The sequence below is a fragment of the Pseudomonas sp. LBUM1656 genome (assembly GCF_059716065.1).
The window spans coordinates 6,117,369-6,142,847 of sequence record NZ_CP166800.1 but is presented as its reverse complement, the minus strand read 5'-3'; the positions used below and the strand labels follow the sequence as shown (position 1 = coordinate 6,142,847).

The 25,479-nt window shown below is 60.0% G+C and carries 25 protein-coding genes and 1 other RNA gene; 15 read left to right on the top strand and 11 right to left on the bottom strand.

All coding sequences use genetic code 11. From position 1 onward, the window contains the following. The first annotated feature begins 185 nt into the window (after nt 1-185). Nucleotides 186-854, top strand: coding sequence for a gamma-glutamylcyclotransferase (locus ACA072_RS27910; RefSeq protein ID WP_497621951.1), 669 nt, complete (start codon nt 186-188; stop codon nt 852-854). On the opposite strand, the gene glpT is transcribed toward ACA072_RS27910, so the two are convergent. Together glpT and ACA072_RS27900 are read right to left on the bottom strand one after the other, a co-directional pair. After that, entirely contained in the window at nt 830-2,179 is a 1,350-nt protein-coding gene (glpT, locus tag ACA072_RS27905) for a glycerol-3-phosphate transporter (protein ID WP_497621950.1), read from the bottom strand. The two genes, ACA072_RS27910 and glpT, sit on opposite strands and share 25 nt — an antisense overlap. A gap of 293 nt (nt 2,180-2,472) precedes the next feature. Continuing rightward, the gene (locus ACA072_RS27900; RefSeq protein WP_497621948.1) at nt 2,473-3,450 is read right to left on the bottom strand and encodes an NADPH:quinone oxidoreductase family protein; all 978 of its coding nucleotides are present in this window, start codon (nt 3,448-3,450) and stop codon (nt 2,473-2,475) included. Nucleotides 3,451-3,600: 150 nt separating this feature from the next. Here ACA072_RS27900 and ACA072_RS27895 point away from each other — a divergent pair, with 150 nt between their 5' ends. Continuing rightward, entirely contained in the window at nt 3,601-4,008 is a 408-nt protein-coding gene (locus tag ACA072_RS27895) for a flagellar basal body-associated protein FliL (RefSeq protein ID WP_208670949.1), read from the top strand. A 143-nt stretch (nt 4,009-4,151) separates the two neighbouring features. Here ACA072_RS27895 and ACA072_RS27890 read toward each other — a convergent pair whose 3' ends face one another. Then, a complete protein-coding gene (locus ACA072_RS27890) occupies nt 4,152-4,604 on the bottom strand; it encodes an EVE domain-containing protein (RefSeq protein WP_497621947.1) in 453 nt (150 codons plus the stop codon). Between the two features lie 201 nt (nt 4,605-4,805). Here ACA072_RS27890 and ACA072_RS27885 point away from each other — a divergent pair, with 201 nt between their 5' ends. Further along, nucleotides 4,806-4,958 (top strand): hypothetical protein, encoded by a 153-nt coding sequence (locus ACA072_RS27885; RefSeq protein WP_007942433.1) that lies wholly within the window; start codon nt 4,806-4,808, stop codon nt 4,956-4,958. A 35-nt stretch (nt 4,959-4,993) separates the two neighbouring features. On the opposite strand, the gene ACA072_RS27880 is transcribed toward ACA072_RS27885, so the two are convergent. The 4 genes from ACA072_RS27880 to ACA072_RS27865 all read right to left on the bottom strand — a co-directional run bounded on the left by ACA072_RS27880 (nt 4,994) and on the right by ACA072_RS27865 (nt 6,418). Further along, nucleotides 4,994-5,599, bottom strand: coding sequence for a 5-formyltetrahydrofolate cyclo-ligase (locus tag ACA072_RS27880; protein ID WP_282479567.1), 606 nt, complete (start codon nt 5,597-5,599; stop codon nt 4,994-4,996). An 86-nt stretch (nt 5,600-5,685) separates the two neighbouring features. Continuing rightward, a non-coding RNA gene (gene ssrS, locus ACA072_RS27875) (6S RNA) lies at nt 5,686-5,864 on the bottom strand. Between the two features lie 30 nt (nt 5,865-5,894). Continuing rightward, nucleotides 5,895-6,212, bottom strand: a complete 318-nt coding sequence (locus ACA072_RS27870) for a cell division protein ZapA (RefSeq protein WP_007942435.1) — start codon at nt 6,210-6,212, stop codon at nt 5,895-5,897. Beyond that, nucleotides 6,209-6,418: a TIGR02449 family protein gene (locus ACA072_RS27865; protein WP_003177365.1), complete on the bottom strand. Its 210-nt coding sequence runs from the start codon at nt 6,416-6,418 to the stop codon at nt 6,209-6,211. The genes ACA072_RS27870 and ACA072_RS27865 overlap by 4 nt, the downstream gene beginning before the upstream one ends. Before the next feature lie 125 nt (nt 6,419-6,543). Here ACA072_RS27865 and ACA072_RS27860 point away from each other — a divergent pair, with 125 nt between their 5' ends. The 10 genes from ACA072_RS27860 (at nt 6,544) to gcvP (ending at nt 19,217) form a co-directional block, all read left to right on the top strand. Then, on the top strand, nt 6,544-7,104 hold the full coding sequence (locus ACA072_RS27860; protein ID WP_497621944.1) for a YecA/YgfB family protein: 561 nt from the start codon (nt 6,544-6,546) through the stop codon (nt 7,102-7,104). Between the two features lie 27 nt (nt 7,105-7,131). Continuing rightward, nucleotides 7,132-8,466: a Xaa-Pro aminopeptidase gene (pepP, locus tag ACA072_RS27855; protein WP_497621943.1), complete on the top strand. Its 1,335-nt coding sequence runs from the start codon at nt 7,132-7,134 to the stop codon at nt 8,464-8,466. Continuing rightward, nucleotides 8,463-9,650: a 2-octaprenyl-6-methoxyphenyl hydroxylase gene (gene ubiH / locus ACA072_RS27850; protein WP_497621941.1), complete on the top strand. Its 1,188-nt coding sequence runs from the start codon at nt 8,463-8,465 to the stop codon at nt 9,648-9,650. Before pepP ends, ubiH begins: the two co-directional genes overlap by 4 nt. Continuing rightward, entirely contained in the window at nt 9,643-10,128 is a 486-nt protein-coding gene (locus ACA072_RS27845) for a DUF4442 domain-containing protein (RefSeq protein ID WP_497621939.1), read from the top strand. Before ubiH ends, ACA072_RS27845 begins: the two co-directional genes overlap by 8 nt. A 9-nt stretch (nt 10,129-10,137) precedes the next feature. Further along, nucleotides 10,138-11,355 carry a 2-octaprenyl-3-methyl-6-methoxy-1,4-benzoquinol hydroxylase gene (locus ACA072_RS27840; protein WP_497625049.1) on the top strand — a complete coding sequence of 406 codons (1,218 nt, stop codon included), beginning with the start codon at nt 10,138-10,140 and terminating at the stop codon, nt 11,353-11,355. A gap of 248 nt (nt 11,356-11,603) precedes the next feature. Continuing rightward, nucleotides 11,604-12,608, top strand: coding sequence for an extracellular solute-binding protein (locus tag ACA072_RS27835; protein WP_497621937.1), 1,005 nt, complete (start codon nt 11,604-11,606; stop codon nt 12,606-12,608). A gap of 211 nt (nt 12,609-12,819) precedes the next feature. Next, complete coding sequence (locus ACA072_RS27830; protein WP_497621935.1) at nt 12,820-14,436, top strand: ABC transporter permease; 1,617 nt, start codon at nt 12,820-12,822, stop codon at nt 14,434-14,436. Nucleotides 14,437-14,591: 155 nt separating this feature from the next. After that, nucleotides 14,592-15,674, top strand: a complete 1,083-nt coding sequence (gene gcvT, locus ACA072_RS27825; RefSeq protein WP_497621933.1) for a glycine cleavage system aminomethyltransferase GcvT — start codon at nt 14,592-14,594, stop codon at nt 15,672-15,674. Nucleotides 15,675-15,723: 49 nt separating this feature from the next. After that, entirely contained in the window at nt 15,724-16,107 is a 384-nt protein-coding gene (gene gcvH, locus ACA072_RS27820; protein ID WP_497621931.1) for a glycine cleavage system protein GcvH, read from the top strand. A 236-nt stretch (nt 16,108-16,343) separates the two neighbouring features. Beyond that, nucleotides 16,344-19,217: an aminomethyl-transferring glycine dehydrogenase gene (gene gcvP / locus ACA072_RS27815; RefSeq protein WP_497621929.1), complete on the top strand. Its 2,874-nt coding sequence runs from the start codon at nt 16,344-16,346 to the stop codon at nt 19,215-19,217. A 193-nt stretch (nt 19,218-19,410) separates the two neighbouring features. Here gcvP and ACA072_RS27810 read toward each other — a convergent pair whose 3' ends face one another. The 3 genes from ACA072_RS27810 to ACA072_RS27800 all read right to left on the bottom strand — a co-directional run bounded on the left by ACA072_RS27810 (nt 19,411) and on the right by ACA072_RS27800 (nt 22,014). Continuing rightward, nucleotides 19,411-19,731 (bottom strand): DUF2388 domain-containing protein, encoded by a 321-nt coding sequence (locus tag ACA072_RS27810; protein ID WP_169857239.1) that lies wholly within the window; start codon nt 19,729-19,731, stop codon nt 19,411-19,413. Nucleotides 19,732-19,800: 69 nt separating this feature from the next. Continuing rightward, on the bottom strand, nt 19,801-21,585 hold the full coding sequence (tfpB, locus tag ACA072_RS27805; protein ID WP_497621927.1) for a type IV pilus assembly ATPase TfpB: 1,785 nt from the start codon (nt 21,583-21,585) through the stop codon (nt 19,801-19,803). Nucleotides 21,586-21,675: 90 nt separating this feature from the next. Then, nucleotides 21,676-22,014 carry an ACT-like domain-containing protein gene (locus ACA072_RS27800; protein WP_497621925.1) on the bottom strand — a complete coding sequence of 113 codons (339 nt, stop codon included), beginning with the start codon at nt 22,012-22,014 and terminating at the stop codon, nt 21,676-21,678. 125 nt (nt 22,015-22,139) lie between these two features. On the opposite strand from ACA072_RS27800, the gene ACA072_RS27795 reads away from it, so the two are divergent. Then, nucleotides 22,140-22,604: an Lrp/AsnC family transcriptional regulator gene (locus tag ACA072_RS27795; protein WP_497621923.1), complete on the top strand. Its 465-nt coding sequence runs from the start codon at nt 22,140-22,142 to the stop codon at nt 22,602-22,604. 127 nt (nt 22,605-22,731) lie between these two features. Here ACA072_RS27795 and ACA072_RS27790 read toward each other — a convergent pair whose 3' ends face one another. Next, entirely contained in the window at nt 22,732-24,099 is a 1,368-nt protein-coding gene (locus ACA072_RS27790; protein ID WP_497621921.1) for a CYTH domain-containing protein, read from the bottom strand. A gap of 157 nt (nt 24,100-24,256) precedes the next feature. Here ACA072_RS27790 and argE point away from each other — a divergent pair, with 157 nt between their 5' ends. Next, nucleotides 24,257-25,426 (top strand): acetylornithine deacetylase, encoded by a 1,170-nt coding sequence (gene argE, locus ACA072_RS27785; protein WP_497621919.1) that lies wholly within the window; start codon nt 24,257-24,259, stop codon nt 25,424-25,426. Nucleotides 25,427-25,479: the final 53 nt, after the last annotated feature.

Genomic DNA, 25,479 nt, shown 5'->3' with positions numbered 1-25,479 from the left:
CTTCCCATATAGCCGATCGGTATTTATACATTTACATAAATACCGGTAGGTTATATCCAACAAGGCAATTATTTAAGAACTGTGCCATGGCACTTAAATTGCCTTAAAACATATGTGCCTTATTGTTACAGCGGTGCGTTCTATTAAGTAATTCTTCACTCGCGGGGAGCTGAACGCTATTCGCCATGAGCGCCATTGAATCTTCATTCTTGAATCTGGCTTACCCTCCGCGGCTCGATCTGGGGCCGCAGCTTACGCACGAACAATTGCTCAGCTCGATGCAGTCGACCATGGCGCGTCACAAGGGCGGGCCGGTCTGGTTGTTCGCCTATGGTTCGCTGATCTGGCGTCCTGAATGCGCGGCGGTGGAGCGAATGCGCGGTCGAGTGCATGGCTACCATCGCGGCTTGTACCTGTGGTCCCACGAACATCGCGGCACGCCGGAAGTCCCTGGTCTGGTCTTTGGCCTGGATCGCGGCGGTTCTTGCAGCGGCTTCGCCTATCGTTTGCCCGAAGAGCAACTGGAAGCCTCGCTTTATGCGCTTTGGCAGCGCGAAATGCCGTTCCCGTCCTATCGCCCGCACTGGCTCAACTGCCGTCTCGAAGACGGAAGCCAGGTTCAGGCATTGGGATTTGTATTGGAGCGGCACTTGCCCAGCTATGCGGGCAACTTGCCGGATCACGTGCTGAGCCACGTGTTCGAAAACGCTTGCGGGCGTTACGGCACCACTCGCGATTATGTCGAGCAGACCGCCAACGCCCTGCGTAGCCACGCCATGCCAGACCGGAATCTGGAGGCGCGGCTCAAGCGCTGCCAATCAAAAGCCGATCAGGCGATTGCTTCGCGGCTCTGACTGGCGACTTGCTTGTGCCACAGCGTCGGCGCAAGGAAGGCCATCGCCAGCAGGCACGCGCCGATCAGTAGTACAAAACCGCCATCCCAGCCAAAGTGGTCCACGGTGTAGCCCATCGCTGCGCTGGCCGCGACCGAACCACCCAGATACCCGAACAGACCCGTGAAACCCGCTGCCGTACCGGCGGCTTTTTTCGGCGCCAGTTCCAGCGCTTGCAGGCCGATCAGCATCACCGGACCGTAGATCAGGAACCCGATCGAGATCAGCGCGATCATGTCGACAGTCGGGTTGCCGGCCGGGTTGAGCCAATAGACCAGCGTCGCCACGGTCACCAACGCCATGAACACCATGCCGGTCAGGCCGCGGTTACCACGGAAGATCTTGTCCGACATCCAGCCGCACAACAGTGTCCCGGGAATACCTGCCCACTCGTAGAGGAAATACGCCCACGACGTTTTGTCCACGCTGAAGCCTTTGGCTTCCTTGAGGTAGGTCGGTGCCCAGTCCAGCACGCCGTAGCGCAGCAGGTAGACAAAGACGTTGGCCATGGCGATGTACCAGAGCATTTTGTTGCGCAGTACGTATTTGACGAAGATTTCCTTGGCGCTGAATTCTTCTTCGTGGCTGGCGTCGTAGCCTTCCGGGTAGTCGTTCTTGTACTTCTCGATCGGCGGCAGGCCAACCGATTGCGGTGTGTCACGCATGGTGACGAAGGCAAACACCGCCACCGCCATGGCAACGGCCGCCGGCACATAGAACGCTGCGTGCCAGTCATTGAACAAGCCCATGCCCAGCAGGAACAGCGGGCCGATCAGGCCGCCGCCGACGTTATGCGCGACGTTCCACAGGGACACTACGCCGCCGCGTTCCTTTTGCGACCACCAGTGGACCATGGTCCGTCCACTTGGCGGCCAACCCATGCCCTGGGCCCAGCCGTTGATAAACAGCAGGATGAACATGATGGTCACGCTGGACGTCGCCCAAGGCGCAAATCCGAAAATGAACATCACGCCGGCCGATACCAGCAGGCCGAATGGCAGGAAGAAGCGCGGGTTGGAGCGGTCGGAAACAATGCCCATCAGGAACTTGGACAAGCCGTAGGCGATGGCAATCGCCGACAAGGCCAGGCCCAGCTCGCCGCGGGTATAGCCCTCTTCGATCAGGTAGGGCATGGCCAGGGAGAAGTTTTTGCGCAGCAGGTAATAACCTGCGTAGCCAATGAAGATACCGGCGAAGATCTGCCAGCGAAGGCGTCGGTAGGTATTGTCGATTTTTTCTTCAGGCAATGGAGCCTGATGTGCGGCAGGACGAAAGAAAGCAAACATTCAAGAGCTCCAGATTTCTTGTTTTGACTGCGGATGCGAATGTTACAGTTTCGTTACCGAAAATAGCACCGGTTCGCATCGACCAAACAGCGGAAATGTGGGAGATCGCGTGTTCCTTTATGAACATGTCGCACAGGTATAAGTGAAGGACGTTGTGGGAAACGTCTCGGGCGGCCGTTGATGACGCATTTCGATCTGCAGTAGGGCGGGGGTTTCGGAAGATATCCGGAAGTTGCTCTAGCCTCCGACAATGAAAAAGCGGCCTGGATTATCCAGGCCGCTTTTTTTCAGGCTCAGCGAACCTGAACCACCACCTTCCCGACTGCCTTGCGCTGGCCAAGATCATTAATCGCCTGCGCCGCATTGCTCAGCGGATACACCTGCGACACCAGCGGCTTCAGCTTGCCCTCGGCAAACCAGCCAAACAATTGCTGGAAGTTTGCCGCGTTGTCCTGCGGCTGACGTTGGGCAAACGAACCCCAGAAAACACCAACCACTGCCGCCCCCTTGAGCAGCGCCAGGTTCACCGGCAATTCCGGAATCCGTCCGCTGGCGAAACCCACCACCAGCAGCCGACCATTCCAGGCGATGGCGCGGACGGCCTGATCGAACAGGTCACCGCCGACCGGGTCGTAGATCACGTCGGCGCCTTGGCCGTCGGTCAGGCGTTTGATTTCGTCCTTGAGGCTGGTTTCGCTGTAGTTGATCAACTCGTCGGCGCCGGCCGCCTTGGCCACCGCGAGTTTTTCAGCGCTGCTGGCGGCGGCGATCACGCGGGCGCCCATGGCTTTGCCGATTTCTACGGCGGCCAGGCCGACACCCCCGGAAGCGCCGAGCACCAGCAGGGTTTCACCCGGTTGCAGGTTGGCACGTTGCTTGAGTGCGTGCATCGATGTGCCGTAGGTCATGCTGAAAGCAGCGGCGGTATTGAAGTCCATCGATGGCGGGATCGGCAACACGTTGTAGCCCGGCACGGCGACTTGTTCGGCGAAGCTGCCCCAGCCGGTCAGGGCCATGACCCGGTCACCGACCTTGAGGTGGCTGACCTTTTCACCCACTGCGCTGACCACGCCAGCCGCTTCGCCGCCCGGGGAAAACGGGAAGGGCGGCTTGAACTGGTATTTGCCCTCGATGATCAGCGTGTCCGGGAAATTCACCCCGGCGGCATGCACATCCAGCAGGATTTCATTCTTCTTCGCGACAGGACTGGCGACGTCTTCCAGCACCAGCGATTCGGCAGGGCCGAAGGCTTTGCACAGCACGGCTTTCATCAGGGCTATTCCTTTGAGAGTGATGGCCGATAAGTGTAGGTGTGTGAGTCGATGGGTCAACGAGCATGCCCGACCCTGATAGCCAGCCATAAGCTTGTGCTTGAGCGGCGGGTCGTTATGCTAGGCCGCAAACCGGATAAGGAGCGAATTGTGAAAGCGTGGATCATGTTGTTGCTGGCCCTCTCTCTGCCCGTGGCAGCGATGGCCGAAGAAGCCAAAGAAGGTGAAGCTCCGAAGGTCAATTACATCACCCTGAGTCCGCCGTTCGTGGGCAACTACGGGCTGGACGGTACGCCGAAGCTCAAGGTCTACAAGGCCGATGTGGCCTTGCGGGTGACCGGTGAAGAGGCGACCAAAGCGGTGAAGGCCAACGAGCCGTTGATCCGCAATCAACTGGTGGCGTTGTTTGCGCAGCAGACGACCGAAGCCATGAGCAACGTTGAAGCCAAGGAAAAGCTGCGTCAGGAAGCCTTGAAGCAGACTCAGCAAGTGATGAACGATGAGACCGGCAAGCCGGTGGTTGAGGATTTGTTGTTCAACAACCTCATCATTCAATAAGTCATTCGCTGTCCGGGCTGACGTCTTCGCGAGCAAGCCCGCTCCCACATTAGATCTCCAGTGGTTGAAAATTTTGCATTCGGCACAGGACCAAATGTGGGAGCGGGCTTGCTCGCGAAGGCATTTCTGCAGTCGCTACAGGCTCAAACCCGTAACGCAATCACCGCCGCCCACTGCTCAGCGGTTACCGGCATCACCGACAGTCGTGAGCCCTTCTGCACCAACGGCATTTCCGCCAACGCCGTCTGCTGCTTCAAATAATCCAGCTTCAACACCTTCGCAAACGTCTCGACATGCGCAACATCAATCGCGCTCCAGGCGTTTTTCTCTGCCGTGGCCTTTGGATCGTAGTAATGACTTTCAGGCTCCAGCGCCGTCGGGTCCGGATAAGCCGCTTCAACAATCTTTCCGATCCCGGCAATCCCGGGCTCGGGGCAGCTGGAGTGATAGAAGAAAAACTCGTCGCCCACCGCCATCGCCCGCAAAAAGTTACGCGCCTGATAGTTGCGAACCCCGTCCCAGCGCGCTTTGCCAAGCTTCGCAAGGTCTTTGATCGAGAGTTCGTCGGGCTCGGATTTCATTAGCCAGTAGGCCATGGTTTTTGCTCCTTGCGAGGTGAGTGGGCAAGTTGTCGGGCAATTTTATGACAAACCGACAGTCGGTTGACGCCAGCGTTTGCGTGTCAGTTCACGTTGCCGCAAAATGCCGGCCTTCTAAGCTTGACGCTGCTGCACGGCCTACACCTACAACGGAAACCGCTGCTGTCATCGTGTTGATGTGCCTTTGGGGGGCAATCGATGAAACGCAAACCGGATTTACTATGGATTTTGGTTATTTTGTTCGGCCTCGGCGTCGTGACCACCGGCTATGCCCAAAGCCTGTGGAACAACAAGACCGACGCGCCGATCGAAATCGCGCAGCAACAACAGCCGTCGGCCTTCAAGCGCTGAGCCTGTCTTTCGGACGCCGCTGATTCGGGTGGCGTCTAACCTGCGAAATACCACGCCTTGTCGGTCACCGTTCCTTGCAACGGCACATCCCAGCTCGCCTGCGCCAATCGTTCTACCTTCTGACATTCATGGGCCAGCCCCAGCAGCGTCGGCTTGCGCCAGTTTTTTCTGCGCGCCAGGTAGGCGAGGCTTCGATCGTAGAAGCCACCGCCCATTCCCAGGCGGCCGCCAACGTCGTCAAACCCCACCAGTGGCAACAGCACCAGGTCCAGCGCCCAGACTTTGCGTTGGCGAGCGAGGTTGTGCCGGGGTTCGAGAATACGAAAGCGGTTGGGCTTGAGCTTTTCACCAGGACGAATCCGCTGGAACACCATTTTGGTTCGCGGCCAGGCACTGAGCACCGGTAGGTAAGTCGCCTTGCCCCGACGTTGCGCAGCGCGCAGCAGCACGCGCGGGTCGATTTCGCCGTCGGTGGGCAGATAAAGAGAGATGTGTTTTGCGCGACGAAACAGCGGGTGCTGGGCCAATTGTTTGTACAGCCCGCGAGCAGCCTGGCGCTGCTGACTCGGTGTCAGTGCGCGGCGGGCCTTGCGCAGCATGCGTCGAAGTTGCGGGCGGGGCAGCAGCGCAGGTTCGGTCATGGATTCAGGCTTCGACAGGACGGATACATAAAGCGTACCCGTAAAAAAGCCGATGCCGGTATTTAAACCGGCATCGGACTGGAATCAGGCTCCCCGGATGTACCGCTGTCGACTTAGCCCTTGAACCCGAAAGTTCAAGGTGGAAGATGCAGTAGGCTTTAAGGCTTTCCGTCTAGCGGACATGCACACCAGCCCAACGTGCAACCTCCAGGGTATAGCAAATCGGCTCAGGGACATCGCCAACTGGCAAGCACCCCAGGGAGTGTTGCGAGTATACCCCAAGCGATTTCACGTTTCAGCCCTTGGTGACGTCCGGATCGGTGGCGAGCACCAGATCGACGCGATCCAGCAGGTCGCGAACCTGCTCGCGAGTCGAGCCGCTGGCCTGCACATCCGGGCGTTCTTCCTTGTGCAGAAGATCGTGGGTGATGTTCAGCGCGGCCATCACGGCGATACGGTCGGCACCGATGACTTTGCCGCTGCTGCGAATTTCGCGCATCTTGCCGTCCAGGTAACGGGCGGCGCTCACCAGATTGCTGCGCTCTTCCTGGGGGCAAATGATCGAATACTCTTTATCGAGAATCTGCACGGTAACGCTATTGCTTGAACTCATGAGTCTTGCTCCAGGGCCTTGAGGCGCGAAATCATTGATTCGACCTTACGCCGGGCGATTTCGTTCTTTTCAATGAGGTGAGCGCGTTCCTCGCGCCAGGTTTTTTCCTGAGCTAATAGGAGTCCGTTTTGACTCTTAAGTTGCTCGACCCGATCAATTAGCAGTTCGAGTCTGGCCATCAGTGCTTGCAGGTCGGTGTCTTCCATTGTGTCCACTGAATAGTCTGATGGGTGGTAACGGGCGGACAGCCTTTAATAGTCTTGGCGAGTCTGTCGATGTAGGATACAAGGCCTTCATTCTAGACATAGCGCCGTCTGGCGCCTAGCTGCCCATGCCCATTCAGAATTCTCCGTACCAAGCCTTCGCCACACTGCTGACTTCCAGCGGTCATAACGTCTCGCCTGCCGAACTGCATGGCCTGCTGCTCGGCCGCAGTTGCGCCGGTGCCGGTTTCAATGCAGAAGAATGGCTGATCGATGCCGCCGAGCTGCTCGAAACCGAGCCACAGGACAATGTCCGCAATGCCCTGATCGGCCTGCAAGAGATGGTCAAAGGCGAACTCACCGGCGACGACGTGACCGTCGTTCTGCTGCTGCCAACCGATGACGAACCGCTGGCTGACCGTGCCGCTGCACTGGGCCAATGGTGCCAGGGCTTCCTCAGCGGTTTCGGCCTGAACTGCCGTGACAGCAGCATGCTGAGCACTGAAGCCACCGAAGTGTTGCAGGATCTGGCCGCCATTTCCCAGGTGCAAGACGCCCTGGAAGAGTCCGAAGACGGCGAAAGCGACTACATGGAAGTGATGGAATACCTGCGCGTTGCGCCGCTGCTGCTGTTCTCCGAAACCAAAAAAGCAGATGCACCGGCTGCAGCCAAGCCGTCGTTGCATTAATCGCGAGCCAGGGAAAGCCATCTGCCCATGATTCATATCCCGAAATCGGAATACGGCCGTCGCCGCAAGGCCCTGATGGCGCAGATGGAACCCAACAGCATCGCCATTCTGCCCGCCGCCGCGGTGGCCATTCGCAACCGTGACGTCGAGCACGTCTACCGTCAGGACAGCGACTTCCAGTACCTCAGCGGCTTCCCCGAGCCTCAGGCCGTCATCGTGCTGATGCCCGGCCGCGAACATGGCGAATACATTCTGTTCTGCCGTGAACGCAATGCCGAACGCGAGTTGTGGGACGGCCTGCGCGCCGGCCAGGAAGGCGCGATCCGCGACTTCGGCGCCGACGACGCGTTTCCCATCACCGACATCGACGACATTCTGCCGGGCCTTATCGAAGGGCGCGACCGGGTGTATTCGGCCATGGGCAGCAACCCGGAATTTGACCGGCACCTGATGGAGTGGATCAACGTGATCCGCTCTAAAGCGCACCTCGGCGCCCAGCCGCCGAACGAATACGTTGCCCTGGATCATCTGCTTCACGACATGCGCCTGTATAAATCGGCGGCAGAAGTGAAGGTGATGCGCGAAGCCGCACGGATTTCCGCCCAGGCGCATATCCGGGCGATGCAGGCCAGCCGGGCCGGGCTGCATGAGTTCAGCCTTGAAGCCGAACTTGATTACGAGTTCCGCAAGGGCGGGGCGAAGATGCCGGCCTACGGCTCGATCGTCGCCGCGGGGCGCAACAGCTGCATCCTGCATTACCAGCAGAATGACGCGGTGCTCAAGGATGGCGACCTGGTGCTGATCGACGCCGGTTGCGAGATCGACTGCTACGCCAGCGACATCACCCGCACCTGGCCGGTCAACGGCAAGTATTCAGCGGAGCAGAAAGCGATTTACGAGCTGGTGCTGGCGTCGCAAGAAGCCGCATTCGCCGAAATCGCCCCGAACAAACACTGGAATCAGGCGCACGAAGCCACGGTCCGGGTGATTACCACCGGGCTGGTGAAATTGGGCCTGTTGCAGGGCGACGTCGACGAGTTGATCGCGAGCGAAGCCTATAAGGCGTTTTACATGCACCGCGCCGGCCATTGGCTGGGCATGGATGTGCATGACGTCGGCGAGTACAAGGTCGGCGGCGAGTGGCGCGTGCTGGAAGTCGGCATGGCGCTGACCGTGGAGCCGGGTATTTATATTGCCCCGGACAACCAGAATGTAGCGAAGAAATGGCGCGGCATTGGCGTACGCATCGAGGACGACGTGGTGGTCACCAAAACCGGTTGTGAAATCCTGACCCAAGGCGTACCGAAAACGGTCGCCGAAATCGAGGCCTTGATGGCCGCCGCGCGGGCACAAGCCGCATGAGTCGAGTCAATCTGGCAATTATCGGTGGTGGTCTGGTCGGCGCCAGCCTGGCGTTGGCGTTGCAGGCCGGGGCCAAGGCCCGTGGCTGGAAGATCGTGCTGATCGAACCCTTTGCCCCCGGCCACACCTATCAACCGAGCTACGACGCCCGTTCTTCGGCGCTGTCTTACGGTGCCAAGCAGATTTATCAACGGTTGGGCGTGTGGCAGGAAATTTCCCGCCGCGCCGAGCCGATCAAACAGATTCATGTCTCCGACCGTGGGCGTTTCTCCACGGCACGATTGTCAGCGATGGAAGAGGGCGTTCCAGCGCTGGGTTATGTGGTGGAAAACGCCTGGCTCGGCCAATGCCTCTGGCAGGGACTGGACAAGGATGTTGTCACCTGGCGTTGCCCGGCGGAAGTCACGCGCATGGAGCCGTTGACCGATGGCTATCGCCTGACCCTCAACGATGAAACCCTTCTGGAATGTGACCTTGCGGTGCTTGCTGATGGCGGCCGTTCGGGCCTGCGCGAGCAACTGGGGATCGGCATCAAAAAGCGTCCGTACAACCAGAGCGCGCTGATCGCCAACATCACGCCGAGCGAAGCGCACAACGGCATGGCCTTTGAGCGCTTCACCGATGACGGCCCGATGGCGTTGTTGCCATTGCCGGAAAACCGTTGCGCACTGGTCTGGACCCGATTGGGCATGGACGCGCAACGGTTGGCGGCCCTCGATGAAAAGAGCTTCCTCAGCGAGTTGCAGGGCGTGTTCGGTTATCGCCTTGGCACTTTGAAACAGGTGGGCGCGCGGCATCTTTATCCGTTGACGCTGATCGAAGCCGAAGAGCAGGTGCGTCCGCATCTGGCGATCCTTGGCAACGCCGCCCACAGCCTGCACCCGATTGCCGGTCAGGGCTTCAACCTCTCGCTGCGTGATGCTCAGGCTCTGGCCGATGCGCTGCTGGCGAGCGAAACATCCCCCGGCGACTTCGCGACCTTGCAGGCCTATCGCGAGCGTCAGCGCATGGATCAGAACCTGACCGTGGGCTTCTCCGATCAGGTGACCCGTTTGTTCGGCAGCACCCAGCCTTTGGTTTCGTTTGGCCGCAATATAGGCCTGCTCGGCCTCGATCTGCTGCCACCGGCCAAACGCTGGTTTGCCCGACAGGCCATGGGACTGGGCACGCGTCCTGATGCTTAAGTGGCTGATTGGCACGTTCGGCAAAGCGCGGTTGATGCGTTGGTTTATGTCCTTCTATCCGCCATACCTGGGCGCCGGGGTTCGGGTGCGGCACATCAGCGATGACTTCCGGGACATTCAAGTGTCCATGGGCTTGAGCTGGTACAACCGCAATTATGTCGGCACGCAGTTTGGCGGCAGTCTGTATTCGATGGTCGATCCGTTTTTCATGTTGATGCTGATGGAAAACCTCGGGCGTCAATACATCGTCTGGGACAAGGCCGCTGACATCGATTTCATCGCGCCGGGCAAAGGCCCGGTGTTCGCCCGTTTCAGCATCGACGAGACCTTGCTTGACGAGATCCGCCGGCAGACGGCGGACGGCGAAAAATACCTGCCGCAGTTGCAGGTCGATATTCATGACGGCGCCGGCAACCTGGTGGCGCGGGTCGGAAAAACCCTTTACGTGCGGCTCAAGCCGCAAGCGAGACAGGCTTAAAGCATGGAAATGCGCGCAGATCTGCTGATTGTCGGGGCTGGAATGGTCGGTAGCGCCCTGGCGCTGGCGTTGCAGGACAGCGGGCTGGAAGTCCTGCTGCTGGACGGCAGCCCGATGAGCGTCAAGCCCTTCGACGAACAGTCGCCGTTCGAACCGCGAGTGAGCGCCTTGTCGACGGCCAGCCATCGGATTCTCGAACGCCTCGGTGTCTGGGACGGTATCGCCCGCCGGCGCAGCAGCCCGTATACCGACATGCACGTCTGGGACGGCAGCGGCACCGGGCAAATTCATTTTTCGGCAACCAGTGTGCACGCCGAAGTGCTCGGCCATATCGTCGAGAATCGCGTGGTTCAGGATGCCTTGCTGGATCGTCTGCACGATTGCGACCTAGGGATGCTGGCCAATGCGCGCCTGGAGCAGATGCGCCGCTCCGGCGATGACTGGCTGCTGACCCTGGCCGATGGCCGCACCTTGCGTGCGCCGTTGGTGATTGCGGCGGATGGCGCCAATTCGGCGGTTCGGCGCCTGACCGGTGTGGCAACGCGGGAGTGGGATTATCTGCACCACGCGATCGTCACCAGCGTGCGCAGTGCCAAACCTCATCAAATGACGGCTTGGCAGCGTTTTACCGATAACGGTCCGCTGGCGTTTCTGCCGTTGGAACGAGATGGTCAGCAGGATTGGTGTTCGATTGTCTGGTCGACCACCCCAAGTGAAGCCGAACGGCTGATGGCGCTGGACGACGCCGGTTTCTGTCTCGAACTGGAACGTGCCTTTGAAGGCCGGCTCGGCACGGTGCTCAGCGCCGACCCGCGTGTGTGCGTGCCACTGCGTCAACGGCATGCCAAGCGCTATGTGGCGGAAGGCCTGGCGCTGATCGGTGATGCGGCCCACACCATTCACCCGCTGGCCGGGCAGGGGGTGAACCTCGGGTTCCTCGATGCCGCCGTGCTGGCCGAAGTGCTGCTGCAAGCGGCGGAGCGCGGTGAGCGGTTGGCGGATGTGAAAGTGCTCAGTCGTTACGAGCGTCGGCGCATGCCGCACAACCTGGCGTTGATGGCGGCGATGGAAGGCTTCGAGCGTCTGTTCCAGGCTGATCCGTTGCCGGTTCGCTGGTTGCGTAATACCGGGTTGAAGATCGTCGACCAGATGCCCGAGGCCAAGGCGTTGTTCGTGCGGGAAGCGCTGGGGTTGATCGGGGATTTGCCGGCACTCGCCAAGGCCTGAGATTTTCTTCGCGGCTGAAGGCCTCTTCGCGGGCAAGCCCGCTCCCACAGGTATGGTGGTGTACATGCATATGTGTGAACACCGGAGATCCTTGTGGGAGCGGGCTTGCCCGCGAAGGGGCCGGAACATCCACCACATTTCTCAAGTGGTGCAACATCTGGTAACTCCTCCACCAACTGATCGATTGAGATGGTAAATGTGAGTCCTTATCATTTGCCCTCACTTTTCCCAATCGAGAGACCGCTCCCATGTTGGCACCGAAGCGTCTACTGACCGCACTCGCCCTGACCCTGATCGGCAGCACCGTTGCCCAGGCCGCCGACGAGGTGGTGGTTTACTCCTCGCGTATCGACGAGCTGATCAAACCGGTCTTCGATGCCTACACTGCGAAAACCGGTGTGCAGGTGAAGTTCATCACCGACAAGGAAGCACCGTTGATGCAGCGGATCAAGGCTGAGGGCGAGAACGCCACCGCCGACCTGCTGCTGACCGTCGATGCCGGCAACCTCTGGCAGGCCGAGCAGATGGGCATCCTGCAACCGTTCACCTCCAAGGTGATCGACGCCAACATCCCGCTGCAATACCGCTCCTCCGCACACGCCTGGACGGGCCTGAGCCTGCGGGCGCGGACCATCGCCTACTCCACCGCTCGGGTGAAGCCGGGCGAGCTGACCACTTACGAAGGGCTGGCCGATAAAAACTGGGAAGGTCGCCTGTGCCTGCGCACGGCGAAGAAGGTTTACAACCAGTCCCTGACGGCCACCATGATCGAAGTACACGGTGCCGACAAAACCGAGAAGATCCTCAAGGGCTGGGTGAATAACCTGTCCACCGATGTGTTCTCCGATGACATCGCGGTGCTGGAAGCGATCAACGCGGGCCAATGCGATGTGGGCATCGTCAACACTTACTACTACGGTCGCCTGCACAAGCAAAAACCTGACCTGGCGGTGAAGCTGTTCTGGCCGAACCAGGGTGATCGTGGCGTCCACGTCAACCTGTCGGGCATCGGCCTGACCAAGCATGCACCGCACCCGGAAGCGGCCAAGGCCTTGGTTGAATGGATGACCACCGCTGAAGCGCAGAAGATCTTCGCCGACGTGAACCAGGAGTTCCCGGCCAACCCTGCCGTTCAGCCGTCTGCGGAAGTGGCGAGTTGGGGCAAGTTTGTGGCGGATACGTTGCCGGTTGAGATTGCTGGCAAGCGCCAGGCTGAAGCGATCCGGATGATGGATCGGGCGGGCTGGAACTGACCTTCACTGTAGTTTCGGGGGCGGCTACCTGTGGCGAGGGAGCTTGCTCCCGCTGGGTTGCGAAGCAACCCAAATGTCTAACACCGCTTGTTCAAGATGATCTGATAACCTCCTGCGGCTGCTTCGCACCCGAGCGGGAGCAAGCTCCCTCGCCACAGATTGGAGCTGACTGCGGACCTGCGTAGGCTCCCCTATTTACTAGAGAACTTCCTTGGCCCACCCCGCCCAACGCCGCTGGTACCCCTTGGTCTTCGCCATCGCTGCGCTGGTCCTGCTGCCGCTGAGCGTGCTGTTTCTCTCCTGGCAAACCATCGATCACCAAATCTGGTCCCACCTCTGGGACACCCAGATGCCGCGCCTGCTGGGCAACACGCTGACGCTGGTACTCGGCGTCGGTTTCGGCGTCACGCTCCTTGGCGTCAGCCTTGCCTGGCTGACCAGCCTCTGCGAATTCCCCGGGCGACGCTGGCTGGACTGGGCGCTGATGCTGCCTTTTGCGATTCCGGCTTATGTGCTGGCCTTCGTCTTCGTCGGCCTGCTGGATTTCGCCGGCCCCGTGCAAACCCTGCTGCGCGAATGGTTCGGCAGCGGGCTGCGATTACCGCGAGTGCGCTCCACCGGCGGCGTGATCCTGGTTCTGGTGCTGGTGTTCTATCCCTACGTTTACCTGCTGGCGCGCACTGCGTTCCTGGCTCAGGGCAAAGGCTTGATGGAAGCGGCGCGTGTGCTGGGTCAATCGCCGTGGCAGGCATTCTGGCGCGTTGCCTTGCCCATGGCGCGGCCGGCCATTGGTGCCGGCGTGGCGTTGGCGCTGATGGAAACCCTGGCGGACTTCGGTGCGGTGTCGGTGTTCAACTTCGACACGTTCACCACGGCCATCTACAAAACCTGGTACGGATTCTTCAGCCTCTCCACCGCCGCACAACTGGCCAGCCTGTTGCTGCTGGTGGTGATGGTCGTGTTGTATGGCGAACGTCGTGCGCGCGGGGCCAACCGTACGAGCAATGAGCGACCCCGGGTCAAGGCGCTGTACAACCTTCGGGGTTTCAAGGCGTTGGCGGCCATGAGTTGGTGTGGCCTGGTGTTCGCCTGCGCCTTCGTCATTCCGATGCTGCAACTGGTGGTGTGGTTCTGGCAGCGAGGACGCTTCGACCTGGATGAACGTTACGCCGGGCTGATCGTCCACACCCTGTACCTGGGCGGTATGGCGGCGCTGATCACCGTCGGCGTTGCCCTGGTGCTGGCATTTGCCCGGCGACTGGCGCCGACCCGGGCGATCCGCTCCGGTGTCAGCCTGGCCAATCTCGGCTACGCCTTGCCGGGTTCGGTGCTGGCGGTGTCGATCATGCTGGCATTCAGTTATCTGGATCGCGAGCTGGTCATCCCGGTGTCGGGATGGCTCGGCGGCGCTGGCAAGCCATTGCTGCTGGGCAGTCTGTCGGCGTTATTGCTGGCCTATCTGGTGCGTTTCATCGCGGTGGCTTACGGGCCGCTGGAAAGCAGCCTGGCGCGAATACGGCCATCTTTGCCCGAAGCGGCACGTAGCCTTGGCGTCAGTGGGCCACGACTGTTTTTCAAAGTGTATCTGCCGTTATTGCTGCCCGGCACGTTGAGCGCTGCGTTGCTGGTGTTCGTCGATGTACTCAAGGAAATGCCCGCGACCCTGCTAATGCGCCCGTTTGGCTGGGACACGCTGGCGGTGCGGATCTTTGAAATGACCAGCGAAGGCGAGTGGGCGAGGGCCTCGTTGCCAGCCTTGACCCTGGTTTTGGTCGGACTATTACCGGTCATCGGATTGATTCGACGTTCGGCGCATCGAAACGCCTAGGTGTCAGTCCTACACCTTGAGGCTACAATGCGCGGCATTCGGTGCGGTCCGTCCTACGGACTCAGTAGCTGACATCGGCTGAAAGCCTTCTATTTCAAGGCTTTCGCCCGTAAAGCACTTGCCCGCACCTTCGCCACGCCCGGAAGGAGAAACCCATGGGACAGCGTACGCCTCTGTATGACCTTCATCTCGCCCTCGGCGCGAAGATGGTCGATTTTGGCGGTTGGGATATGCCTTTGCATTACGGCTCGCAGGTCGAGGAACACCATCAGGTGCGCCGCGATTGCGGGGTTTTCGATGTATCCCACATGACCGTGATCGATGTCAGCGGCCCTCAGGCGAAAGCCTGGCTCCAGCATTTGCTGGCCAATGACGTCGAGCGCCTGCACAGCCCCGGCCGTGCCTTGTACAGCACCATGCTCAACGAGCGCGGCGGCATCGTCGACGACATGATCGTCTACCGTCTCGAGGACGGTTATCGGCTGGTGGTCAACGCTTCCACCCGCAATCAGGATCTTGCCTGGATGCAGGCTCATATCGATGGTTTCGATGTAAAGCTCAACGAGCGCTCCGAACTGGCGATGCTGGCGATTCAAGGCCCCCATGCCCGGCACAAGATTTCCGAATTGGTCACCCAGTCCCGCGGCAACCTGATCCAGATGCTCAAGCCTTTTGAAGGCCAGCCTGACGGCGACTGGTTCATCGCGCGCACCGGTTATACCGGTGAAGACGGTCTGGAAATTGTTCTACCGGCCAATCAGGCCCCCGGGTTTTTCAACGACCTGGTGGGCGCGGGCATTTCCCCCATTGGTCTGGGCGCCCGAGATACCTTGCGTGTCGAAGCCGGCATGAACCTGTACGGTCAGGATATTCATCAAGACGTTTCACCACTGGCCTCGAACATGGCCTGGAGCATCGCCTGGGAACCGGCGACTCGCCAGTTCATCGGTCGCAGCGCCCTGGAAGCCGAGCGGGCGGGTGGCGTACAGCACAAACTGGTCGGTCTGGTCCTTGAGGAACGTGGGGTTTTGCGCGCTCATCAAGTAGTCCGTATCGCCAATGTTGGCGAAGGAGAGATCACCAGTGGTAGTTTCTCTCCTACGCTTAGCAAGTCGATAGCACTGGCGCGCGTGCCGATGGCAACTGCCGACCGCGCAGAAGTGGAAATCCGTGGCAAGTGGTACCCGGTCCGAGTGGTCAAACCGACCTTCGTACGCCATGGCAAAACCTTGATCTAACCTTTTTGGCGGGCAACGACCGCTGACAATTCTCTTGAGGACACAGAACATGAGCGATATTCCTGCCGACCTGCGTTTTGCCGAAAGTCACGAATGGGCCCGCCTGGAAGCCGATGGCACCGTCACCGTGGGCATCAGCGATCACGCTCAGGAAGCCTTGGGCGATGTGGTGTTCGTTGAGCTGACCGAAGTCGGAAAAGTCTTCGCTGCCGGTGATCAATCCGGTGTGGTTGAGTCGGTTAAAGCCGCATCCGACATCTACTCCCCGGTTTCCGGTGAAGTGATCGCGATCAACGAAGACCTGGGTGCTACGCCTGAGTCGCTCAACACCGACCCATATGGCGCGTGGATCTTCAAACTGAAGCCTAGCGACAAGGCTGAGCTGGACAAGCTGCTCGATGCAGCCGGCTACAAGGCCGCCATCGGCGAGTAAGCTTTAAGCGTCATCCCAAAGCCCCGACTTGTCGGGGCTTTTTCATTCTCAAGATCAAAAGGATCGCAGCCTCGTTTCACTCGACAGCTGCTACAGGGGATCGCATTCGGATGTAGCAGCTGTCGAGTGAAACGAGGCTGCGATCTTTTGATCGTCAGAGGCACAGCGACATCGGCTGCTATGCTGGTTTGACCGTGTTGCATCGACGTTGAGCGCCAGTCAAGAGAGAGCCCGTCATGTCCCAGTTGCCGTCCTTGAGCCAGTTACGCGACCCCAATGCCTTTCTTCGCCGCCACCTCGGGCCCGATGCCGCCGAGCAACAGGCGATGCTCGACAGCCTCGGCCTCGGCAGCCGGGTCGAGCTGATCGAACAAACGGTGCCACCGGGAATCCGCCTGAACCGGCCGCTCGATTTACCGCCCGCTCTAGACGAAGAAGCCGCGCTGGCCAAGTTGCGCGGGTACGCCGAGCAGAACCAGGTCTGGACCAGCCTGATCGGCATGGGCTACCACGGCACCCTCACACCCACCGTCATTCTGCGCAACGTGCTGGAAAATCCCGGTTGGTACACCGCCTACACGCCTTATCAACCGGAGATCGCCCAAGGCCGGCTCGAAGCGCTGCTGAATTTCCAGCAATTGACCATCGACCTCACGGGCCTGGAACTGGCGAACGCCTCGCTGCTCGATGAAGCCACGGCGGCGGCGGAAGCCATGGCGCTGGCCAAGCGGGTCGCCAAGTCCAGAAGCAATCTGTTCTTCGTCGATGAAAATTGCCATCCACAAACCATCTCCGTGGTGCAAACCCGAGCCGAAGGCTTCGGTTTCGAGCTGATCATCGACGCTGTGGATAACTTGAAACAGCACCAGGTGTTTGGCGCGCTGCTGCAATACCCCGACACCCACGGCGAGATCCGCGATCTTCGGCCATTGATCGATCATCTACATGCCCAGCAGGCGCTGGCCTGTGTCGCGACGGATCTGTTGAGCCTGTTGTTGCTGACCCCGCCGGGGGAATTGGGTGCCGACGTGGTGTTCGGCTCGTCCCAGCGGTTTGGCGTGCCCATGGGTTACGGCGGGCCGCACGCGGCATTTTTTGCCAGCCGCGATGAGTACAAACGGGCGATTCCCGGGCGGATCATCGGCGTCTCGAAAGATGCTCGCGGCAACACCGCGTTGCGCATGGCCTTGCAAACCCGCGAACAACATATCCGCCGGGAGAAGGCCAACTCGAACATCTGCACCGCCCAGGTGTTGCTGGCCAACATCGCCAGTTTCTATGCGGTCTACCACGGTCCGGAAGGGTTGAAGCAGATTGCCCTGCGTGTCCATCGGCTGACTTGCATCCTCGCCGCCGGCCTTGAGCGCCACGGCATCACCCGCCTCAACAAACACTTTTTCGACACGCTGACGCTGGAGGTCGGTGGCACACAGACGGCAATCATCGAAAGTGCCCAGGCTGCACGGATCAATTTGCGCATTCTCGGGCGCGGGCAGTTGGGACTGAGCCTCGACGAAACCTCTGACGAAACCACGGTGGCGAAACTGTTCGATGTGTTCCTCGGTTCCGATCACGGGCTGAACGTCGACGAGCTGGACGCGGAAGTGCTGTCTGCCGGGATTCCAGCAGGACTGCTGCGCACCTCGCCTTATCTGCGTCATCCGGTGTTCAGCGCCCACCACAGCGAAACCGAGATGCTGCGCTACCTCAAGCAACTGGAAAACAAAGATCTGGCGTTGAACCAGTCAATGATTCCTCTGGGTTCCTGCACCATGAAACTCAATGCCACCAGCGAGATGATCCCCATCACCTGGCCCCAGTTCGCCCACCTGCACCCGTTTGTGCCGAAAGAGCAGGCAGTGGGCTATTCGCTGATGATCGAGGAGTTGGAGCGCTGGCTCTGCGCGATCACCGGTTTCGACGCGATCTGCATGCAACCCAACTCCGGCGCGCAAGGTGAGTACGCCGGGCTACTGGCAATCCGCAAATACCATGAGAGCCGTCATGAAGGGGCGCGAGACATCTGCCTGATTCCTTCCTCGGCCCACGGCACCAACCCGGCCTCGGCGCAGATGGCCGGGATGCGCGTGGTGATCGTCGAGTGCGACGAGGCGGGCAACGTCGATCTGGATGACCTCAAAGACAAGGCTGCGGAGGCGGGCGACAAACTCGCCTGCCTGATGGCGACGTATCCGTCGACTCACGGCGTGTATGAGGAAGGCATCAGCGAAATCTGTGAAGTTATCCACAGCCACGGCGGCCAGGTGTACATGGATGGCGCCAACCTCAACGCGCAAGTCGGATTGGCGCGGCCGGCGGACATTGGCGCCGACGTGTCCCACATGAACCTGCACAAAACCTTCTGCATTCCTCATGGCGGCGGCGGGCCCGGCATGGGCCCGATTGGCGTGCGCGCGCACTTGGCGCCGTTCGTCGCCAATCACCCGGTGGTGCCGATTGAAGGACCGCTGCCGCAGAACGGCGCGGTCAGCGCGGCGCCTTGGGGCAGCGCGAGCATTTTGCCGATCAGCTGGATGTACATCGCCATGATGGGGCCGCAGTTGGCGGACGCCAGCGAGGTGGCGATCCTCGCTGCGAATTACCTGGCGCAGCATTTGTCCGGGGCGTTCCCGGTGCTCTACACCGGGCGCAACGAGCGGGTAGCGCACGAATGCATCCTGGATTTGCGGCCGCTGAAGGCGCTGACCGGGATCAGCGAAGAGGACGTGGCCAAGCGCCTGATGGATTACGGTTTCCATGCGCCGACCATGTCGTTCCCCGTGCCGGGGACACTGATGGTCGAACCGACCGAGAGTGAGTCAAAGGCTGAGCTGGACCGGTTTATCAGCGCGATGCTGAGCATTCGCGCGGAAATCACCGAGGTGCAGAACGGTAACTGGCCGGCCGAAGACAACCCGCTGAAGCGAGCGCCGCATACCCTGGCCGATATCACCGGGGTTTGGGAGCGGCCTTACAGCATCGAGCAAGCGGTAACGCCGGATGCGCACACCAAGGCGCACAAGTATTGGCCGGTGGTGAATCGGGTGGATAACGTGTACGGCGACCGCAACTTGTTTTGCGCCTGTGTCCCGGTCGACGATTACCGCTGATCTCCAAGGCAACACAACCCCCCTGTGGGAGCGGCGGTGCGACGATTCGACTTGCTCGCGAATGCGGTAGATCAGTCGACATTATCATTGACTGTTACACCGCATTCGCGAGCAAGCCCGCTCCCACATTAGATTTGTGTAGAGGCAAAAAAATGCCGCTCATGTGAGCGGCATTTTTATTCAGCTGGGAAGCTTATTCCGAAGCCACGGCATTCTTCGCCAGGATCGCGTTCGCCAGTTCCATGTCCGTCGCCTGCAGGCCCGGATTGTCGGCGCGGACTTTCTGCATTGCCGCTTCCAGATAAGGACCGCGGATGCCGCCGTCGCTGGCGACGAAGCTGCCGGCATCGTCCTGCGCGGCAACGATCAGCTTGTGATCCTTGAAGGTCAGGTAGGTCGAACCGGTGGTGGCACCGGACGAAATGACGTTACGCCAAAAGCTATCGGCCATCGCCGAACCGACTGGAAGGGACAACAGGGCGATGGTAGCGACAGCAAGTTTGAGACGCATGATGGGTGACTCCACTGATTAACTACGGGGTTGGATCGCCATTTCCCCGATCCAGTTCCGTGATGGCCGCGCCTACTTTTGTTCGCTCTGCGGCGTTACTCGCAATACCTCCTCGATCGTCGTCAAGCCCGCGGCCACTTTCTGCGCCCCCGATAATCGCAAACTGCGCATGCCTTCCTTGAACGCCTGACGCCGCACCGCCAGCAAATCGGTGTCGGGATTGATCAGTGCTTTGACACCGTCAGTCAGTTGCATGATTTCGTACACCCCGGCGCGGCCGCGGTAGCCGGTGTCGCGACACTCCAGGCAACCGATGGCGCGCTGGGCATTGCCGGGCAACGGCGCCTGCCAGGGTTTGGTCAGGGTTTGCCAGTCTTCTTCACTCAACGTCAGCGGTGCCTTGCAGTGCGGACACAAAGTGCGGACCAGGCGCTGGGCCATGACGCCGAGTACCGTGGCTTTTATCAGGTAATGCGGCACGCCGAGTTCCAGCAGGCGGCTGATGGCGCTCGGCGCATCGTTGGTGTGTAAGGTCGAGAGTACCAAGTGGCCAGTGAGGGCGGCCTGGATCGCCATTTCCGCAGTTTCGAGATCGCGGATCTCGCCGATCATGATGATGTCCGGGTCCTGCCGCATCAGCGCGCGCACGCCAGCGGCGAAAGTCAGGTCGATGTTGTGCTGCACCTGCATCTGGTTGAACGCCGGTTCGACCATCTCGATCGGGTCTTCGATGGTGCAGAGGTTGACCTCCGGCGTCGCCAGTTTCTTGAGCGTGGTGTACAGCGTGGTGGTTTTCCCCGAACCCGTGGGCCCGGTGACCAGAATGATGCCGTTGGGCTGGCTCGTCATGTCCTGCCAGCGGCGCAGGTCTTCGGCGGAGAAACCCAACTGATCGAAATCTTTGAGCAGCACTTCCGGGTCGAAAATTCGCATGACCATTTTTTCGCCGAACGCCGTCGGCAAGGTCGACAGCCGCAACTCGACTTCGCCGCCGTCCGGGGTCTTGGTTTTCACCCGACCGTCCTGGGGTTTGCGCTTTTCCGCGACGTTCATCCGGCCGAGGCTTTTCAAGCGGCTGACGATCGCCATGGTCACTTGCGGCGGGAATTGATAGACGTTGTGCAACACGCCGTCGATGCGGAAACGCACCGTGCCTTGCTCGCGCCGGGGTTCGATGTGGATATCACTGGCGCGCTGCTGGAACGCGTACTGGAACAGCCAGTCGACGATGTTGACGATGTGCGCGTCGTTGGCGTCCGGTTCCTGATCACTGGCGCCAAGGTTGAGCAGTTGTTCGAAATTACCCAGGGTGTTGGTTTGCTGATCGGCATTGGTCGCCCCGCTGACTGATTTGGCCAGGCGGAAAAACTCGACGCTGAAGCGCTGGATGTCCACCGGGTTGGCGACTACGCGTTTGATCGGCAGCTTCAACACGTGGGTCAGGTCAGCTTCCCAGCCGTTGACGTAAGGCTGGGCGCTGGCCACGGTCACCGCGTCGCGGTCGATGGACACCGCCAGGATTCTGTGGCGCTGGGCGAAGGCGTAGGACATCAGCGGCGTAATCGCCGCGACGTTGATCTTCAGCGGGTCGATGCGCAAGTACGGCTGGCCGGCCTGTTGTGACAGCCACAGGGTCAGGCTTTCCAGGTCGAGGTGTTTGCCCGGACGGCTGAGGTCGTCCAGGTGCTGGCTGGCGATGAACTCCAGGGGATGCATCTGGCCATTGGCGGCATGCCGGCGGCGGGCATTGAGCGCGTGTTCGGCCGAGTCCTGGCTGATAAAGCCCTGGGCGACCAGTTCACGCAGCAAATCATTGAGATCCAGCCAGCGGTCCTGAATGGCAAGTTGAACGGACATGCGGGCTCCTCATGAACAACAGTTCGCAAAGGATAGTCGCGGACCCGCCGACCGTTGGGCCACTACCCGACGAAGCCGTGTCGAGGTTTGTCAGCCTGCCGCCTGAGCCGGTGCATCCCGCATGGAATCAGCCGCTTGCAGCTCGACCGAACACACGCTGATCAGGTTACGTAATTTTTCCGCAATCACTTCGGCTCGATGCCAGCTCAGCCCGTCCATGACGATGTCGATCGACATCAGATCATCCGTCCGCTGCGCGATGACTTGTTGCGGCGTCAAAAACTGTAAAGCGAAAAAGTTGAGGGCCCGGCACAGCAGGTCCGGCTCGGCTTCGGCCTGCAGTTGGTAATGAACGCGGCAATGAGCGTTGCCGGCGTTCCAGACATCGGCGCGGGTAGGCGAGGTGGTCACGGCTTCCAGGTGCGGCATGGTCGGTCTCCAAATCAGTGGAGGAATTTTTACATTCGCTGCGGGGCATTTCTTATCTATGATTGGCCATATTTGTTATTTTTCGAATTGCTTGATTCGATTGTCTTTCAATAACGGGTTTGTTTATGCACAGCGAGCTGGATGGCTACGACCGCAAGATTCTTGCGTTGCTGCAGGAAGACGCTTCGCTCTCCAGCGCGCAGATCGCCGAGCAGGTGGGGCTTTCGCAGTCGCCGTGCTGGCGGCGGATTCAGCGGATGAAGGAGGAGGGGATCATTCGGGGGCAGGTGACGTTGCTTGACCGGAAGAAGATCGGCCTTAACACGCAGATCTTTGCCGAGATCAAACTCAATGCGCACGGGCGTTCGAACTTCACCGAGTTCACCGAGGCGATTCGCGGCTTTCCCGAAGTGCTGGAGTGTTATGTACTGATGGGGTCGGTGGATTTCTTGTTGCGGATCGTCACGGCGGACATTGAGGCGTATGAGCGGTTTTTCTTTGAAAAGCTGTCGATGGTGACGGGGATTCAGGAAGTTAACTCGATTGTGGCGTTGTCGGAGATCAAGTCCACCACCAGTTTGCCGGTCTGAAATTTTGTGGTGAATGTGCTGGCTTATTCGCGAGCAAGCCCGCTCCCACATTTGGTTTTCTGTCGTACACATATTTTGTGTTCGCTGAAGATCAAATGTGGGAGCTGGCTTGCTCGCGAAGGCGTCATTACATACGCAGCAGCATTTTCCAGGCACGATTCTGATAAACCGCAATCGCCTGCTGCTTGCGCGCGTCCAGCGATTCATCGGTGATCGGTTCGTTAGCCAGTTGCGCCAGTTGCTTCAGCTCACCGTAAAGGCGATCCATTTCCGGGATGTCCAGCACGCCACGGGCATGGTGCAGCCAGGCCTGGATGCGTTCGATGCGCGGCAGTTGCTCGGCCAGATCTTCCGGCTGTTGCTGGTAACGCTGCAATTGCAGGGACGTCGCTTCTTCACCCAGCAGGCGCGGCAACCAGCTGCCCAATTGCGCAGCGCCCTGGCGATTGCCACGGACGTTGCGATCAGCCGCCCAGGTGCGGGCCAGCAACCAGCGCGAAGTGTTCAGCGAGAACAGGCCCCAACGTGGGTCTTCCAGTTCTTCGAGGAACTGCTCCGGCGCAGCTTTGCGCACGTCTTCGTCGTCGATACCGGCTTGCACCAGTGGACGCCAGTCTTCGAGCAAGGCATCCAGTGCGACGCGCAGATCGTGCGTCGACTGACGCGGTGCGGCCTGGCCCAGGCTGCTGAGCAAGGCGCGCAATTCAGCGAGGTTCTCGACCCAGTCCTGCAACAGGCGCCAGTGGCCGTTGAAACGATACTGCTCGGCCAGACGCTGGCTGCTGCTCAGCAAATGCCAGCTCAGCGCGGCGAACGCATCATCCAGCGGTGTTTCGGCGGTGATTTGCGGGGCCGGCAGGCTCAACGAATAGCTGTTGGCGTCGTACAAGCGATAACCACGCTCGGCCTTGCTGATGTCACACGGCATCAGGGCCAAGGTCGCGGCCAGTTCAGCGGCCAACTCCAGCAGGGCAGCCGGCTCGCCTTCGCGCAGTTCCAGTTCCAGCTCGCAGATTTCTTCTTTCTGCTTGTCGACTACCACGTGGCCCAGGTCCAGCGCAGCTTCGATGACCACTTTGGTCTTGCCACGGCCCCAGGCGATTTCAGCGCGTTCGCGAACGAAATCGGTGGTGAAAATCGGTTTCAGGGTTTTCTTGTCCAGATCGGCCAATTCTTCTGGCCAGCATTCGCCGTCGAGTTTCTTCACGTCGAGCTTGGCTTTGGGCAGGTTCCAATCGTACTCGTTACGCTCGGACAGACCGGCGACACTCTGGCCACGGGTCTTGAGGGTTTGAATGACTTCTTCGCCATCCTTGCGCAGGCGCAGGGCAACCTTGGCGCGGGCCAGGTCGCGCTCTGGCGTGTCGAAGTATTGGTTCATCAACTCACGGCGTTCCCAGCCACTTTTGTTACGTTTTTTCAGGAGCGGGTGCTCGCGCAGGGCAGCGAGGGTTTCTCGGCTGACGCGGAGTTTGATTTCGGTTTCTTTCTGCATGGCCGGAAAATCCAGGATCGGGAGCGCAGCCGGGGGGAATGTGTGGCTGCCAAGGTCGTGCAGTGTACAGCACTGGTAAAACCTACGCGTCGCGGCGGTTTATTCCTGTCGCCAGATGGTTCTATGATGGTCTTCAATTCGCGAGTGGGAGTCAGCGATGCCTTTGCCGTCCATGAAAGATCAGTTCGCTGCGCTGATTGCCGCGCCGTCGGTCAGCTGTACTCAGCCCAGCCTTGATCAATCCAATCGTCCGGTCATCGACTTGCTGGCGACGTGGCTCGGTGACCTGGGTTTTGCCTGCGACATCCAGCAGGTCAGCCCCGGCAAATTCAACTTGCTCGCCAGTTTCGGTTCCGGCCCCGGCGGCCTGGTGCTGGCCGGGCATAGCGACACGGTGCCGTTCGATGGTGCGTTGTGGCAGACCGATCCGTTGAAGCTGACCGAAGTTGATGGCCGTTGGGTGGGCCTGGGCAGTTGCGACATGAAAGGCTTTTTCGCCCTGGCCATCGAAGCGGTGATTCCTTTGCTGAGTCAGCCGTTCAAGCAACCGCTGCTGATCCTCGCCACCTGCGATGAAGAAAGCTCGATGTCCGGAGCTCGCGCCCTGGCCGAAGCCGGCCGTCCGTTGGGGCGTGCGGCAGTGATTGGCGAGCCGACCGGCCTCAAGCCGATCCGCATGCACAAAGGCATCATGATGGAGCGCATCGACATCCTCGGGCAGAGCGGCCATTCCTCGGACCCGCGCCTGGGCCACAGCGCCCTCGAAGCCATGCACGATGCCATCGGCGAACTGCGTGGTCTGCGCCTGTTGTGGCAGCGTGAATTCCGTAATCCCCAGTTTGGTGTACCGACGCCGACGATGAATTTCGGCTGCATCCATGGCGGCGACAACCCCAACCGCATCTGCGGCCAATGTTCGCTGGAATTCGACCTGCGGCCATTGCCGGGCATGGACCCTGAAGCGCTGCGTTCGGCCATTCTGCAGAGGCTCAACCCGATTGCCGAACGCCATCAGGTGAAGATCAGCTACGCGCCGCTGTTTCCTGAAGTGCCGCCGTTCGAGCAAGACGAGGACGCCGAATTGGTCCGGGTGGCTGAAAAGCTGACCGGGCATCTTGCCGAAGCAGTAGCGTTCGGCACCGAAGCGCCTTATCTTCAGCGTCTTGGCTGCGAAACACTGGTGCTGGGCCCGGGCGATATCGCCTGCGCGCACCAACCGGGGGAATACCTCGAAATGTCACGTTTGCAGCCTACCGTGCATCTATTACGGCAATTGATTGAACATTACTGCCTGACACCGGCCAAAACGCCCATGTCAGAAAGTTGAGTACCATCCTGTGGGAGCGGGCTTGCTCGCGAATGCGGTGTGTCAGTCGAAGT